Below are 15,479 nucleotides of genomic sequence, written 5' to 3' on the forward strand. Positions count from 1 at the left end.
AGCGCGTGCCGGGTGGCCTGCGCGCCGGAGGAGGACGTCACTGCACCGCTCCCAGCAGGCGCAGCGCATGCCGAGTGGCCTGGGCGTTGGAGGCGAAGACGGCCGCTCCGGCCGCGGCGAGCGCGTCGGCCTGGCGGGACCAGCCCTGCGGATCGGCCTCGGTGCCGACCAGCGCGACGACGGCGGGGAGGCCGGCCGCCCGCAGCGCCGGGGCGAGCGTGGCGGCCGGGTCGGGGTCGGCGCCGTGGCCGAGGACGACGTCCATCAGCACGACCGCGGGCTCGCCGGACGCCGCCACCCGGGCCAGCGCCTCGAGCCGCAGCGTCGGGTCGATCATCGGGTGCGCCCGGCCGACGGTGAGCGCGTCGTCCCCGAAGTCGACCACCACGTGCCCGCGGGCGGACAGGTCCGTCCCGAGGTCGAGCTCGGGCCGCAGCGGGGTGTTGGACCGGACGTCACCGAGCACCGGCGCGGCGAGCAGCATCGCCTCGTCGGCGAGCGTGCCGCCGGCGTAGAACCCCTTGAGGACGGCGCCCGGCGCGGCCGTCCTCGTCGAGGCGCGCGAGGGCCACTGCGGCACCGCGACGCCCATGTCGGCGAGCAGCCCTTCCACGGCGGCGGTCAGGTCGGGGCTCTCCGGCGACAGCGCGGCCGAGCGGACCGGCACGGACAGCTCCGCGGCGGCCTCCGCCACCGCCACGGCGACCGACGGCGCGGGGGGCTTGGAGACCAGCAGCACCCGCTCGGTGGCGGGGTCGGCGTCGAGCAGGGCCAGCGCGTCCAGGGTGGCCAGCCCGCCGACGGCCTCGGACAGGTCGCGACCGCCGACCCCGAGCACGTGCGAGACCCCCACGCCAGCCGTGTCGAGCAGGCAGGACACCTGCTGGGCGCCGGTTCCGGACGCGGCGACCAGGCCGACCGGCCCGCGGCGCACCACGTTGGCGAACCCGAGGGCGAGGCCGGAGACGATCGCCGTCCCGCAGTCGGGGCCCATAAGGAGCACCCCGGCGTCGTGCGCGGCGCGCTTGAGCGCGACCTCGGACTCGACCGGGACGCCGTCGGAGAACACCAGCACGCTGCGGCCGGCGGCGATGGCGTCGGCGGCCTCGGCGACGGCGTGAGGGCCCGGGACGCTGACGACGGCCAGCGCCGGGCCGTCGGTGTCCAACGCGGACAGCCCTGCGCCGATCGTGCGCAGCGGCACGGTCTGCGCGGGGCCGGCGGCGCGTTCGCGGGCGGCCAGCGCGGCGTCGACGGCGGCGACCGCGGCGGCCAGCGCGTCGTCGTCCACGGCGGTGACGGCCACGAGCAGCTGGTCGGCGGAGGCGGCCTCGTCGGGGGCCAGGCCCATGCTCGCGGCGAGCTCGAGGTTGAGCGGCGTGGCCATCGCGACGAGCACGGCGGTGACACCCTCCCGGGCGCCGACGTCCCGGCTGACCTGCATCAGGCGGACCGAGTCGGCGTACACGCCGCTGCGCAGGGAGACGTGGCGGACGGGGGGTGCGGTCACCTCCCCGACCGTACCGGCAGGTCTCTCAGCGGTGAGACATCGGCGCAACGACGATTTAGCACTGAGGTACTTCCGCGCTGTCAGCCGGGCGTGTCACATTGGCGCCCCCTGGGTGCCGGGAACCGCTGTCCGCGGCGCCGGCCACGCCCCAGGAGCAGGTCGAGGAGGCGGTCATGGCGTTCGGCTGGAAGCTCTACGGGGACGGCAAGACGCCGCCGCTCGGTGAGGCGGTGGCCCCGGACGAACGCCTGTCCTGGCCGCGGACCATAGGCATCGGCGCGCAGCACGTCGTCGCGATGTTCGGTGCGACCTTCGTCTTCCCGATCGTCATGGGGCTCGACCCCAACCTGGCGATCATGATGAGCGGGATCGCGACGATCATCTTCCTGCTCATCGTGAACGGGAAGGTGCCGAGCTACCTGGGCACCAGCGCCTCGTTCGTCGGTGGCGTGGTGGCGGTCCGCGCGTCGGGCGGCGACTCCTCCGACGTCATCGGCGCGATCCTCGTCTCCGGCGTCGTCCTGGCCCTCGTCGGCGTGCTCATCCACTTCGCCGGCGTCCGGTTCCTGCACGCGGTCCTGCCGCCCGCGGTGACCGGCGCGGTGGTGCTGCTGATCGGGTTCAACCTGGCCCCGGTCGTGGCCGGCATCTACTGGCCGCAGGACCAGTGGGTGGCGCTGGCGACGATGGCGTTCGTCATCGTCGCCTCGCTGCTGCTGCGGGGCTTCTGGGCCCGCATCTCCATCCTGCTCGGCCTGGTCTTCGGCTACCTGCTGTCGGTCCTGCTCGACGCGACCGCCGGCCAGATCACCTCGCCCGACGGCACCGGCGTGGTCTCCACCCGCGACCGGATCAACTTCGACTCGGTGGCCCAGGCCGACTGGTTCGGTCTGCCCGACTTCGTCGCGCCGTCCTTCTCGCTGAACTTCAGCCTCCTGGTGCTGCCGGCGGTCATCGCGCTGATCGCGGAGAACACCGGGCACGTCAAGGCGGTCGCCGAGATGACCAAGCGCGACCTCGACCCGTACATGGGCCGGGCCATCGCAGCCGACGGCGTCGCGACCGTCGTGGCCACCTCGGTCGGCGGCTCCCCGACGACGACCTACGCGGAGAACATCGGTGTCATGGCCGCCACCCGCGTGTACTCGACGGCGGCGTACTACGTGGCGGCCGTCGTGGCGATCCTGCTGGGCCTGTGCCCGAAGTTCGGCGCGCTGATCAACATCGTCCCGGGGGGCGTGCTCGGCGGGATCACCGTCGTCCTCTACGGGATGATCGGCCTGCTCGGCGCGAAGATCTGGAAGGAGAACCGGGTCGACTTCGCCAACCCGATCAACCTGGTGCCGCTCGCCGCGGGCATCATCATCGCGATCGGCGACGTCCAGCTGGTCTTCTCCGAGTCCTTCTCCCTCGGCGGCATCGCGCTGGGCTCGATCGTGGCGGTCGTCGGCTGGCACGTCGCCCGGGCCCTCGCGCCGGCGGAGATGAAGTCCGCGCTGGAGGCTGAGCGGCAGTTCGTCGGCGGCACCGGTCCCGCGCTCGGCCACACGGGTGCGCACGACCACGGCGCCGACCCCTCGTCGGTCGACGAGGTCGGCCGTCCGGGCGTGACCGGCTCGTCGACTCCCGGGGAGACCCGCTCCCGGTGAAGCCCGCGCCCTTCCGGTACGCCGACCCGCGCTCGGTGCCCGAGGCCCTCGAGGTCCTCGCCGCCGAGGAGGGTGCCAAGGTGCTCGCCGGCGGCCAGTCGCTGCTCCCGCTGCTGTCCATGCGGCTCGCGGCGCCGGCCACGCTGGTGGACCTCAACCGGGTGCCCGGCCTCGACGCCGTCGAGGTCACGGCGGACGGCGTGCGGGTCGGGGCGCTCGTCCGCCACGCGGGGCTGCTGGCGCACGAGGGCGCTGCCCGGGTGCAGCCGCTGCTGGCCCGGGCGACGGCGCACGTCGCCCACCCGGCGATCCGGAACCGGGGGACGACGGTCGGTTCGATCGCGCACGCCGACCCCTCGGGTGAGATGACGTCGGTGCTCGCGCTGACCGGCGGCTCGGTGACCGTCGCCGAGCCCTCCGGCGAGCGCGCCGTCGGCTGGCGGGACCTGTTCGTCGGCCCGCTGGAGACGTCGTTGCCGTCGGCCGCCGTCGTCACCTCGGCGTTCTTCCCGGCGCTGCCGGCGCGCTCGGGTACCGCCTTCGCCGAGGTGGCCCGCCGGAGGGGCGACTACGCGGTGTGCGGCGCGGGCGTCGTCGTCACCCTCGACGAGGACCGCCGCGTCGCCGCCGTCCGCGCCTCCTACGTCTCGGTGGGCCTGACCCCCGAGGTGCACGACCTCACCGACGCCGTCGCCGGCGCCCCGGTGGAGAAGGCCGACTGGGCGGCGGCCGGCGCGCTCGCCCGCACGCTGGTGGACCCGGACGGCGACCTGCACGCCAGCGCCGACTACCGCCGCCTGCTGGTCGGCGTGCTGACCGAGCGGACGCTGGCCCCGGCGGGTGCGGGAGCCGCCGAGAGGACGCCATGAAGAGGACGCCATGACCAGCATCGACACCGAACGGACCGTCCGGCTGACCGTGAACGGTGTTCCACGTGAAGCCGCCGTGCCGGTGCGGCGGCTGCTGTCGGACGCCCTGCGGCACGACCTGGGGCTGACCGGCACGCACGTCGGCTGCGAGCACGGCGTCTGCGGTGCCTGCACGGTGCTGGTGGACGGCACCCCGGTGCGCTCCTGCCTGGTGCTCGCCGTGCAGGTGGACGGGGCGGAGGTGACCACCGTCGAGGGGCTGGCCCGCGAGGACCACCAGGGCGGGCAGGTGCTCCACCCGGTCCAGGAGGCGTTCCGCGAGTGCCACGCCCTGCAGTGCGGCTTCTGCACGCCGGGCTTCCTGGTGACGATCGCCGCCGGGCTCGAGGCGCGGGACCCGGCCGAGGAGATCACCGAGGAGGAGGTCGACGACCTGGTCGGAGGCAACCTCTGCCGGTGCACCGGCTACGCGAACATCAGGAAGGCCGTGCGCCACGCGGCCGCGACGATGGCGGTCTCCGCGGGAACTGCCACCGGTCCCCCGGCCATCTCCGCGGGAACCGCCGCGGACGGAGCCGCGCGGTGACCACGAAGCTGTTCGGCGAGCCGGTCCGCCGGCGCGAGGACGCCCGGCTCATCACCGGCAGGGGCCGCTACCTCGACGACCTCGGCGCCGGCGCGCTCGCCGCCGCCTTCGTGCGCAGCCCGCACGCGCACGCCCGCATCGTGGACGTCGACGTGGACGCCGCCCTCGACGTCGAGGGCCTGGTCGCCATCTACACCTACGAGGACCTCACCGGCCCGCTCGCCGAGCCGCTGCCCGTGCTCATCCCCCACCCGCAGCTGACCGCCCCGCGCACCGGCTACCCGCTGGCCAACGGCGAGGTCAACCACGTCGGCGAGCCGGTGGTGATGGTGGTGGCCACCGACCGGTACGTCGCCGAGGACGCCGCCGAGCGGATCGCCGTCACCTACGAGGAGCTGCCCGCCGTCGTCGGGGTGGACGCGGCCCGCGAGGCGCGAGCGTGCGTCCACGAGGAGATCCCGGACAACGTCGCGGCGCGGCACCACCAGGAGACCGGGGACGTCGAGCCGGCGCTGGCCGCGTCGCCGCACACGCTCTCGTTCACCCAGTACGTCGAGCGCAGCGCCGGCATGCCGCTGGAGGGCAAGGGCGTGCACGCGCGGTGGGACGCCGACGACCGCTCGCTGCGGGTGCACACCAGCACCCAGGCCTCGACGTCGGTGCGCGCCGCCATCGCGGCGAAGCTGCAGCTCCCTCTCGACCAGGTGGAGGTCGTCGCCCCGGACGTCGGCGGTGGCTTCGGCGTGAAGATCGTGCACCCGTGGCCGGAGGAGCTGCTGGTACCGATGGCCGCGATCGCGCTCGGCCGCGAGGTGAAGTGGACCGAGGACCGCCGCGAGCACTTCGTCTCCAGCGCCCACGAGCGGCAGCAGCGGCAGGAGATCAACGTCGGGTTCGACGACGACGGCCGGATCACCGCGCTCGACGTCCACGTCTGGCACGACCACGGCGCGTACACGCCCTACGGGATCATCGTGCCGATCATCACCGCGACCCAGCTGGTCGGCCCGTACGTGATCCCCGTGTACCGGGTCGTCGTGGAGAGCGTCTACACGAACACGGTCATCGTGACGCCGTACCGGGGTGCCGGGCGGCCGCAGGGCTGCTTCGCGATGGAGCGGACGGTGGACCGCATCGCCGACGCGCTCGGCCTGGACCGGGCCGTCGTCCGCGAGCGCAACCTCATCCAGCCCTCGCAGTTCCCGTACGACCACCACCTGACGTTCCAGGACGGCCGGCCGGTCGTCTACGACTCCGGCGACTACCCGGCGCTGCTCGAGAAGCTCAAGGCGCTGGTCGGGTGGGACGGCGTCGACGCGCTGCGGGACGACGCCGAGGCGCGCGGCAAGCTGCTCGGCGTCGGGATGGCGCTGTACGTGGAGGGCACCGGGCCCGGTCCGTACGAGGGCGGGCACGTGCAGGTGCTGGGCAGCGGCAAGGTGCTGGTGTCGACCGGGCTGACCACGCAGGGCCAGGGGCACGAGACGTCGTTCGCGCAGATCGTCGCCTCCGAGCTCGGGGTGCCGATCGAGGACGTCGAGGTGACCACCGGCGACACCCGGCGCTTCCCGTACGCGGTCGGCACGTTCGCCTCCCGCGCGGCGGTGATGAGCGGCAACGCGATCGCGCTGGCCGCGCGCGGCGTGCGGGACAAGGCACTGCGGATCGCCGCGGACGTCCTGGAGGCCGACCCCGGCGACCTGGAGATCGCCGATGGCGTCGTCCAGGTGAAGGGGACGCCGGGGGCCTCGATCCCGCTGCGGACGGTCGCGGTGCTGTCCAACCCGCTGCGGTACGCGTTCGACGAGGCGGCCAAGCAGGCCACGCAGTTCGCCGTCCAGGCCTCCGACGACAGGCCGCCGGTGACCCCGGGGGACGCGCCGGGGCTGGAGCACCGCGACTACTACTCGCCGATCCGCTCGACGTTCGCCTCCGGCGCGCACGCGGCGGTCGTGGAGATCGACCCGGCGACGTGGGAGATCGACGTCGTGACGTACGCCGTGGTGCACGACTGCGGCAACGTGGTGAACCCGATGATCGTCGAGGGACAGGTGCTCGGCGGGGTCGCGCAGGGCGTGGGCGGGGCGCTGTACGAGCGGATGGCCTACGACGCCGACGGGCAGCTGCAGAACGCGTCGTTCATGGACTTCCTCATGCCGTACGCGTCCGAGGTGCCCGACGTGGTGATCGACCACCAGCAGACGCCCTCGCCGCTCAACCCCCTGGGCATCAAGGGCGCCGGCGAGGCCGGGGTGATCCCGGGGTCGGCGGCCCTGGCATCGGCGATCGAGGACGCGGTGGGACGGCGGATCACCTCGATGCCGATCTCCCCCACCGACCTGTACGACCTCGTGCGCTCGGAGACGGCCGAGCGGACCGCGGCATCGGGCCGCAGGACGGGAGTGGGTGCGTGAACCTCGACGGCTCGGCGGTGCTGCACGGGTCCCCGGACGACGTGTGGCGGGCGCTGACCGACCCGGCGGTGCTGGCGCGCACCATCCCGGGGTGCCTGGCGCTCGAGCGGGTCGGCGAGGACTCGTACCGGATGGACGTCTCGGTGGGCGTCGGTGCGGTGAAGGGGACGTACGCCGGCGAGGTGCACCTGACCGACCAGCAGCGGCCGACGTCGTACGTGATGCACGCGTCCGGGGCCGGGGCGCCGGGGCAGGTGCGGGCGACGGTGACGATCGAGCTCGCGCCGGACGGCGACTCCGCGACGGTGCTGACCTACTCGGCGGACGCGGTGGTGGGCGGGCCGGTGGCCGGGGTGGGCCAGCGCATGATCACCGGGGTCGCCAAGCGGATGGCGGCGCAGTTCTTCACCGCGGTGGACGCCGAACTGGCCGGCGCTGGTGCGGCTGCGGCGCCGGGCGAGCCGCGCCCGTCGGCGGCCGCGGTGAGCTCGACGGACGCCGAGGCTCCCGCTGCCCCGCAGCCGCAGGTCTTCACCGGGCGTGCCGGCGTTCCCGCGGGGACGTCCGACCTGCGCACGCTGGCCCTCGGCGCCGCGGGCGGCAGCCTGCTGACCCTGATCGGCGTGCTGGTCGGTTACCGCCTCGGCCGACGGTAGCCGGTCAGCCGGGCCGACGAGCGTTCGACGCCCAGCGGTCTCGCGAGCCTGGTGCGTCGACGCCGATCCCAGGCAGCAACCACCTGCGGCGATGAGCACGTGTGCTCCGTCGTGGATCATCTGGCGACCGTCGGTCGATCCTCCCGGGACGGCGGTCATCCCGGTGGTCCTTGCCGCCGTCCCGGGACCGTTGCCACAGTGGCCGGGGGTGTGGCGCCGAACACGAGGAGGGACCGATGCCCGGTCGCCTGGACGGCAGGATCGCGGTCGTCACCGGTGTCGGAGGGGCGGTCGGCCGCACCACGGCCCTGCTGTTCGCCGCCGAGGGCGCCACGGTCGTCGGCTGCGACCAGCAGGAGGCGGCCGCCCAGGAGACGGTGGAGTCGGTACGTGCCGCCGGGGGACGGATGACCGCCGCGGTCGGTGTGGACCTCGGGGACGCCGAGGCCGCGGCAGCGTGGGTCGACTCCGTGGCCGCCGAACACGGCGGGATCGACGTGCTGTTCAACAACCCGTCGGCACTCCGCTTCGGACCCGTGGACGAACTGCCCCCGGAGGGCTGGCTGTTCACGATGCGCAACGAGCTGACCCTGGTCTTCTACACGACCCGGGCCGTCTGGCCGCACCTGCGGGCGCGCGGCGGCGGAGCGATCGTGAACGTCGGCTCGATCGCGGGCACCCGCGGATCGTGGTCCATGCCGCAGAGCGCCCACGCGGCGAGCAAGGGGGGGATCCTGGGCCTGACCTACCAGCTCGCCGTCGAGGGCGGTCGCTTCGGCATCCGGGTCAACACGATCAGCTCCTCGCTGACCCGCACTCCGGCGACGGAGCACCTGCTCTCCAAGCCGGGCAGCCCCTTCGACCTGGAGAGGGCCCGGATCCCGCTGCGCCGCTTCGGCGAGCCCGAGGACATCGCCCGGGCTGCCCTCTTCCTCGCCAGTGACGACGCCTCCTACATCACCGGGGTCAACCTGCCCGTCGACGGTGGGACCGCGGCCGTCTTCTGAACGACGTGCCCGCGATGGACCCGCCCACCGGCCGCATGTCGGGACGGAGCCGCAGCCGACACGAGACGCCTGGCCCTCGTCGGCGGTCAGACGCCTCCGTCCACGTTGATGGTCTCGCCGTTGACGAACGCCGCGAGGTCGCTGGCGAGGAACATGGCCACACCCGCCACGTCGGACGGCCGTCCGAGCCGACGGAGCGCCACCCCGTGCTCGAACCTCTGGCGCGCCTCCGGCGGCATCGGCGCGTCGCTCTCCATCGGCCCGGGAGCCACCACGTTGACCCGTAGTCCGCGCGGTCCGAGCTCCTTGGCCAGCGACCGGGCCAGACCGACCAGGCCAGCCTTGGACGCCGTGTAGTGCGCGCCCATCGGCAGGCCGACCGTGGCCACCCGCGAGCCGACGAACACGACGCTCCCCCCGGCGGACAACAGCGGCAGCGCCCTCTGGGTGACCATGTACGCGGCACCGAGGTTGGTGTCCACGATCCGCTGCCACTCCTCGAGGAAGAGCTCGGGGAACGGCACACGACTGTTGACGCCGGCGTTGTGCACGAGGATGTCGAGCCCGCCGAGCGTCGCGCGGCACTCGTCGACCAGGTGGTCGACCTCCTCGGCGTGCGTCACGTCCGCGATGAGCACGCGGTGGTGCCCACCGACGTCCTTCAGCTCGCGCGACAGCGACGTCAGCGCGTCACTCGAGTGCCGACCACAGGTCACGACACTGGCGCCGGCCCGGGCGTACTCCAGCACGATCTCCCGACCGATGCCGCGCGACCCACCGGTCACCAGCGCCTTCTTGCTCTCGAGCAGCCCGTTCATGTTCCCTCCCCAGCTCGGGTTCGGTCCACCTGTCCGTCGCGGCTCACAGCGGCGCCGGCACTGCCGCGACGCCGCCAGCAGCGCTCCGTCGAGCCGCTGCGACACGCTGGCCCAGGGCCACTCGCCAGCCGCAGCCAGCAGGCTGCCCCAGAAGCGGCGTGCGTGGTGACTCCAGGGCATCCGGACGACCCCGGTGCGCAATGGCCCTTGCCTGTCCTGACACCCCGTGAGCTCTCGTGTCACCTCCCCGGCGTGTCACGGCCGACGAAGCGCCGTTGCGATGTCGGAGATCGACTCGAGACGAGCGCGACGTGGCCCCGCGGACGCCGGGTGGCCCTGCCGAGGCACTGTCCACCCCGACTGCTCAGCGTGTGGGACGAGCTGGTCGAGCGATCACGGGAGGGATCCCGCCGAGGAGACGTCCAGCGCGATGCCGGTCTCGCGCTCGGAGACCTGCCACAGGGTGTCGATCTGCTCCTGCAGACCCAGCCGGCGCAGGACCGGCCGCCGCACGGCGGGACCGTGCGACCCGTACCGCGGCGCGTACAGCTCCCCGCCACGCGCCCGCGGATCGGTCGCGGCCCGCAGCTGCGGCCGGGCGCCCTCGAGTACCGACATCCCCGACCGCGCCGTCATCACCTCGAAGAACACCCCCACCCGGCCGGCGCCGCCCTCCCGTACCGCACGTCCCTGCAGGTCGGTGTTCGTCAGCCCCGGGTGCGCGAGAAGACTCGACGCGCGCACACCGGCCCGGGCGAACCGCTGCTGCAGTCCCAGCCCGAAGTGCAGGTTCGCCATCTTCGACCGCGCGTACGCACTCCACGCCCCGTAGCCCCGCTGGAGATGGACGTCCGCCGGGTCCAGCCGCCGGGCCCGGTGCCGCGCCGTGCTCGTCACCGTCACCACCCGCGCGGCCGGCGCCCGCAGCAACGCCGGCAGCAGCTGCGCGGTCAGGGCCCAGTGCCCCAGGTGGTTGACGCCGAACTGCAGCTCGAACCCGTCGGCCGTCGTCCGCCGCGGCATCGCCATCACCCCGGCGTTGTTCACCAGCAGGTCCACGTGCTCGTGCCGATCGAGCACCGACCGCGCGGCGGCCGCCACCGACGAGAGGTCGCCGAGGTCGAGCGGCACCACCTCCAGCGACGCCGACGGATGACTCACCCGGATCCGCGTCTCCGCAGCCTCGGTCTTGGCAGCATCACGCGCAGCGAGAACCACGTGCGCACCCGCGCCCGCCAGCGCCAGCGCCGTCTGCAGGCCCAGCCCACCGTTCGCGCCGGTCACCACCGCCGTCCGGCCGCTCAGATCGGGGATGTCGCGCTCGGTCCAGGCCATGCACGAGTCCTACCCGGCGCGCGCCTCCGCCCGCATGGCGACGGCGGTGAGCAGCTCCCACCGGATGGCCGAGCTGCCCGGCTGGACGGCGAGCCAGTAGAGGCCGAAGCGCCGCCGCGTCCCCGGATCGGTGGCGGCGATCCGCGTCTCGCAGCTCAGCCGCGTGCCACCCAGGGCCGGCGTCAGCCGGAACTCCATGCCGACCTTCACCCAGCCCGGCTCGGACCACTCCCGGACCCCGGCTGCGTCCAGCACGGGCGGCCGCTCGCCACCGGTCAGCTTCCAGGGCTGCAGCACGCCCCCGAACAGCACGTGCGACGGCGGGTCGGACGCGAGCTCCGGGATCGGCACCACGTCGAGGAAGGTCCGGTCGAGCCCGCCGCGCCGGCGTCCCCGACCCGCCAGCAGCACCGGCAGAGCGCGCACCGCGCTGAGCAGCAGGGACACCGGCAACGACGAGAGCTTCAGCCGGTGCAGCTCCTCCCACACGACGGACGCCGGCGCGTCGATCACGCGGGACTGACGGGTCACGTGGTCGGCCTCGGGCACCACGTCGTCCAGGTCCATGCCGCACCTCCCCCGAACCCAGGCCTCAGCCGAGTGCCGCGTACACCGCCCGGACGTAGCCCTCGCTGCGGTCCGAACCCAGGACGCCCGGCGCCATCCGGTTCATCAGGTAGCTGATGGTCAGCCGGCGGTCGAGGTCCATGACGATCATCGACCCGCCCCAGCCGCCCCAGAAGAAGGTCCGCCCCTCGGGCACGTACGGGACCAGCGGCGAGCCCAGGCAGAAGCCGATCCCGAACCGGAACGGCGCCTCCAGCACCAGGTCCACGCCGTCGGACTGCTGGTCGAAGACGAGGTCGATGGTCCCCGGTGACAGCAGACCCTCACCGCCGAGCGACAGCACCCGCAGAACCTGCACCAACCCGCGCGCGTTCGAGTGCCCGTTGAGCGCGCCCAGGTCCGCGCGGCGCCACTCCGGCGAGTTCGCCGCCTTCGCCGGGACCACCGGCGCGGTGAAGGTCCTGACCACCACCGACTCCGGGTCCGGCTCGCGCGGGTCGGCCGACGGCGGCGGAGGGACGACGGGCGCGATCCGGTCCCAGTCCGACTCGCGTGCGCCGATCTGGAAGTCCGCGCCCAGCGGCCGGGCTATCTCAGCGGCCACGAACTGCTTGAACGACGTGTTCGTAATCCGCCGGACCACCTCGCCGACCAGGTGCCCCTGGTTGTTCGCGTGGTAGCCCGACGCCGTCCCCGGCTCCCACCACGGCGCCTGCGCGGCCAGCCGCTCGGTCGCCGACTCCCAGTCGTACATGTCGCGGATCGAGAACGGCTGCTCCCAGCCGGGGACGCCCGAGGTGTGCGACAGCAGGTGCCGCACCTCGACGTCCTTCTTGCCCTTGGCCGAGAACTCCGGCCAGTAGTCGGCGACCGGCGCGTACACGTCGAGCTCGCCGCGCTCGACCAGGACCAGCGCGGCGAGCGCCAGGACGGTCTTCGTCGTCGACCAGCCGTTGACGATCGTGTCCTCGGTCCACGGGGTGGTCCGGTCGAGGTCGCGGTGGCCACCCCACAGGTCGACGACGGTCGCCCCGTCGAGGTCGACGGCGATCGAGGCGCCCAGCTCCCCGCCGTCCAGGCCGCGCTCGAACGCCTCGCGCACGCCGGAGAAGCGGTCGTCGCAGCTGCCGTGCACCTCGGCCATGGAGCCTCCTCGTCACGGCGTGACCCCGGTGTCGCGCCGCGACGATCACACCACGGCCCGCTCAGGGCGCGGCGGCTCCGGCCGCGGTGACGAGGGCGATCGTCTGGTCGACGACGGCCCGGCGGTCGGCCTCGAACTCCGCACTGGTCAGCACCGCGGGGTCCTCCGGGTACACGAGCGCCGAGATGTGCAGGTGCCCGCCGGGGACGTCCCACGCCTGCATGCCGATCCGCAGCCGGTTGGAGCGGTACATGCTCTCGTTGGAGAGGTAGTTGCCGCCCGGGCCGGACGCCGCCCGGGAGCCCTCGGACGGGTCGTCCTGGCAGCGCACCTCCGACGGGGCCGGGGAGGTCCCCGCCGGCCACTCGCAGATCCCGTCGTTGAGCACGACCGGCCAGGGGCCGGTGCCGGCGGCGATCATCGCCTCGTAGGGCAGGGTCGTCTCGATCCACTCCGGGGAGTCGAACGGCTGCGGCCAGTGCGACGGCCGGGAGACGGGCCCGAAGAGCACGTTGCGGTTGTTGTCCGGGGAGCCGCCGCGGGCGTTGGCGGCCCACTGCTCGATGTCCATCCGCCCGCGGCTCGTCTGGCTGATGGTCATGATCAGGTCGGCGCGGTCCTCCCCGGGCCCCAGGACCTGGCCGAACGCGTCCTCGACGATGCCCTCGTCGAAGTCGGTCCAGTTGACGGGGAGCACCACCGACTGGACGACGACCGGGCCGGCGTCGGTCTCGAGCGTCCGGCCGTCCAGCTGCAGGGCGGTGGCCCCGGAGGGGTTGGAGTTCCGCAGGCTCTGGTCGAGGCTGTAGGTGTCGAAGCCGCTGATCATCACGCGCGTGGCGTCGGCGGGCGCCTCCGGCCAGTCGATGGTGGTGAGCCCCCGGGACGCGTGGTCGAGCAGCTGCACCAGGGCGTTGCGCTGGACGACGCTCACCTCGACCGGCGCCTCCCACTGGCGCACCGCACGCGTCATGTGCAGGCGGGCCCAGTACAGCGGCCGGTCGTCGTACCGGTCGATCGTGCCGATGTCCCGCTCCCCCTGGGCGCGCGCCAGGGCCAGCTCCCACAGCGCCTCGCCCTGCCGGACGACGAGGTCCTCGGCCGCGGCCAGGTCCGGCGCCGCGCACAGGTCCGTGACGAACTGCGCCACCGCCTCCTCGAAGCCGGCGGCCCGGAGGAACTGGGCCGCGGCCGACTCACCGCCCTCGACCAGGGGTTGGCCGATGCGCTGCTCCTCCACCGTGCGCACCGCGTCCTCGGCGTAGCAGTCCGGGGTGTCCGCGCCCACGGCGGCCCGGGAGCCGGTCGACGACACCGCCCACAGCGCCGAGGAGGACAACGCGACGGCGGCGGCGACGCCGACCCGTGTGGCGAGCTGGGGGAGCGACCTGGGCTGCGGCATCCCGACCTCCGGGGTCGACGAGCGAGGGGTGACCCTCCTGACTGTCCCGCTGGACCGCCCGGCCCGACACTCGGCGCGGCGAGTCGGCGGCCACCCCGGAGGCGGGCGGCGTCCCGGCCCTCGAGCCGCTCACCGCCGGAGAGGCGCAGCAGGGCCCGGCGGCAACGGTGCCGCCGGGCCCTGCTGTGACGGAGGAGGGCGGGCTCCCTGCAGGGTCCCGCCGCGAGCCTGCGCGTGGTGAGGAGGACGGGGTCCTCTCTCAGCTGGCGCGCAGCGCCTCGAGGGTCGGGTAGTCGGTGTAGCCCTCGGCGCCGGGCGCGTAGAAGAGGTGCGCCTTCGGCTCGTTCTCCGGGTGCTCGCCCCTCCAGCGCTCGACCAGGTCCGGGTTGGCGATGACGGCCCGACCCACGGCCACGGCGTCGGCGTGCGCGGCCTCGATCAGGCGCACCGCCTCCTCGCGCGTGGTGACCGAGCCGAAGCCGCTGTTGGCGACCAGCGGCCCGGCGAAACGCTCGCGCAGCTCCTGCACCAGCTCACCGGCCGGGTCGGAGTGCAGCACCGACAGGTAGGCCAGGCCCAGCGGGCGCAGCTGGTCCAGCAGCGCGCCGTAGGTGGCGCGCACGTCGTCCCGGTCGGTCTCGTAGGCGTCCTGGATGTTGTGCTCGGGCGAGATCCGCAGGCCCACCTTGCCGGCGCCGACCGCCGCGGCCACCGCCGTCACCACCTGGACGACGAAGCGCGCCCGGTTCTCCGGGGTGCCGCCGTACTCGTCGGTGCGCTGGTTGGCCGCCGGCGAGAGGAACTCGTGCAGCAGGTAGCCGTTGGCGCCGTGGATCTCCACGCCGTCCAGGCCGGCCTCGATCGCCCGCTTGGCGGCGGAGACGAAGTCCTGCAGGGTCTGCCGCGCCTCGTCGACGGTGAGCGCGTGCGGCACCGGGTAGGGCTGCTTGCCCGTCGAGGTGTGGCCCTCGCCGTCGATCGCGATCGCGCTCGGGGCCACGACGCGGCGGCCGCCGTTGACGTCGGGGTGGGTCACCCGGCCGCCGTGCATCACCTGCATCACGATCTTGCCGCCCCGTGCGTGCACGGCCTCGGCCACGCGGCGCCAGCCCTCGACCTGCTCGTCGGTGACGATGCCCGGCTGGCCGACGAAGGCCTGGCCCTCGTGGTTCGGGTAGGTGCCCTCGGTGATGATCAGCCCGACGCCGGCGCGCTGCCGGTAGTGCTCGACGACGAGGTCCCCGGGGACGCCGGAGGCGCCGGAGCGCATGCGGGTCAGCGGGGCCATGACGACGCGGTTGGCGAGCTCGATGTCGCCCAGGTCCACAGGAGAGAACAGGTCCACGGGTAGTTCCATCGCCGCGACGGGGGCGTCCATTCCGCGATGCGACCGTCACGCCGCTCACAGTGACGTCCGGGTGCCGACCCGCCGTCCTCGGGATCGCCGGGGCCTGTTGCCCACCGGGCTCCGGGCTGACCCGCTGCCGCGCTGTCCCACCCGCTCCCGCGCCGTTGCAGCAGC

Annotated in this window: 13 protein-coding genes; 6 read left to right on the forward strand and 7 right to left on the reverse strand. The window is 73.9% G+C overall.

The features are described 5' to 3' along the window. Positions 1 to 37 precede the first annotated feature (37 nt). A complete protein-coding gene (locus ACI79G_RS11270) occupies positions 38 to 1,510 on the reverse strand; it encodes an FdrA family protein (RefSeq protein ID WP_456881217.1) in 1,473 nt (490 codons plus the stop codon). A gap of 173 nt (positions 1,511 to 1,683) precedes the next feature. On the opposite strand from ACI79G_RS11270, the gene ACI79G_RS11275 reads away from it, so the two are divergent. The 6 genes from ACI79G_RS11275 to ACI79G_RS11300 all read left to right on the forward strand — a co-directional run bounded on the left by ACI79G_RS11275 (position 1,684) and on the right by ACI79G_RS11300 (position 8,691). Further along, a complete protein-coding gene (locus tag ACI79G_RS11275; RefSeq protein WP_456881218.1) occupies positions 1,684 to 3,159 on the forward strand; it encodes a uracil-xanthine permease family protein in 1,476 nt (491 codons plus the stop codon). After that, complete coding sequence (locus tag ACI79G_RS11280) at positions 3,156 to 4,028, forward strand: FAD binding domain-containing protein (protein ID WP_456881219.1); 873 nt, start codon at positions 3,156 to 3,158, stop codon at positions 4,026 to 4,028. Before ACI79G_RS11275 ends, ACI79G_RS11280 begins: the two co-directional genes overlap by 4 nt. Positions 4,029 to 4,038: 10 nt before the next feature. After that, positions 4,039 to 4,614 (forward strand): (2Fe-2S)-binding protein, encoded by a 576-nt coding sequence (locus ACI79G_RS11285; protein ID WP_456881220.1) that lies wholly within the window; start codon positions 4,039 to 4,041, stop codon positions 4,612 to 4,614. Beyond that, positions 4,611 to 7,028: an aerobic carbon-monoxide dehydrogenase large subunit gene (cutA, locus tag ACI79G_RS11290; protein ID WP_456881221.1), complete on the forward strand. Its 2,418-nt coding sequence runs from the start codon at positions 4,611 to 4,613 to the stop codon at positions 7,026 to 7,028. Before ACI79G_RS11285 ends, cutA begins: the two co-directional genes overlap by 4 nt. Further along, complete coding sequence (locus tag ACI79G_RS11295; protein ID WP_456881222.1) at positions 7,025 to 7,684, forward strand: CoxG family protein; 660 nt, start codon at positions 7,025 to 7,027, stop codon at positions 7,682 to 7,684. The genes cutA and ACI79G_RS11295 overlap by 4 nt, the downstream gene beginning before the upstream one ends. A gap of 236 nt (positions 7,685 to 7,920) precedes the next feature. Next, positions 7,921 to 8,691, forward strand: coding sequence for an SDR family NAD(P)-dependent oxidoreductase (locus ACI79G_RS11300; protein ID WP_456881223.1), 771 nt, complete (start codon positions 7,921 to 7,923; stop codon positions 8,689 to 8,691). 86 nt (positions 8,692 to 8,777) lie between these two features. Here ACI79G_RS11300 and ACI79G_RS11305 read toward each other — a convergent pair whose 3' ends face one another. From ACI79G_RS11305 to ACI79G_RS11330, 6 genes are all read right to left on the reverse strand, one after another. Continuing rightward, a complete protein-coding gene (locus ACI79G_RS11305; RefSeq protein WP_456881224.1) occupies positions 8,778 to 9,509 on the reverse strand; it encodes an SDR family NAD(P)-dependent oxidoreductase in 732 nt (243 codons plus the stop codon). 393 nt (positions 9,510 to 9,902) lie between these two features. Further along, positions 9,903 to 10,844, reverse strand: a complete 942-nt coding sequence (locus ACI79G_RS11310) for an oxidoreductase (protein ID WP_456881225.1) — start codon at positions 10,842 to 10,844, stop codon at positions 9,903 to 9,905. A 9-nt stretch (positions 10,845 to 10,853) separates the two neighbouring features. Further along, positions 10,854 to 11,411, reverse strand: coding sequence for a hypothetical protein (locus ACI79G_RS11315; protein WP_456881226.1), 558 nt, complete (start codon positions 11,409 to 11,411; stop codon positions 10,854 to 10,856). Positions 11,412 to 11,436: 25 nt separating this feature from the next. Next, positions 11,437 to 12,555 (reverse strand): serine hydrolase domain-containing protein, encoded by a 1,119-nt coding sequence (locus ACI79G_RS11320; RefSeq protein WP_456881227.1) that lies wholly within the window; start codon positions 12,553 to 12,555, stop codon positions 11,437 to 11,439. Between the two features lie 61 nt (positions 12,556 to 12,616). Further along, positions 12,617 to 13,957: a hypothetical protein gene (locus ACI79G_RS11325; RefSeq protein WP_456881228.1), complete on the reverse strand. Its 1,341-nt coding sequence runs from the start codon at positions 13,955 to 13,957 to the stop codon at positions 12,617 to 12,619. 259 nt (positions 13,958 to 14,216) lie between these two features. Continuing rightward, positions 14,217 to 15,335 (reverse strand): alkene reductase, encoded by a 1,119-nt coding sequence (locus tag ACI79G_RS11330; RefSeq protein ID WP_456881229.1) that lies wholly within the window; start codon positions 15,333 to 15,335, stop codon positions 14,217 to 14,219. Between the last annotated feature and the right edge of the window lie 144 nt (positions 15,336 to 15,479).

Source organism: Geodermatophilus sp. SYSU D00779, from assembly GCF_054050595.1.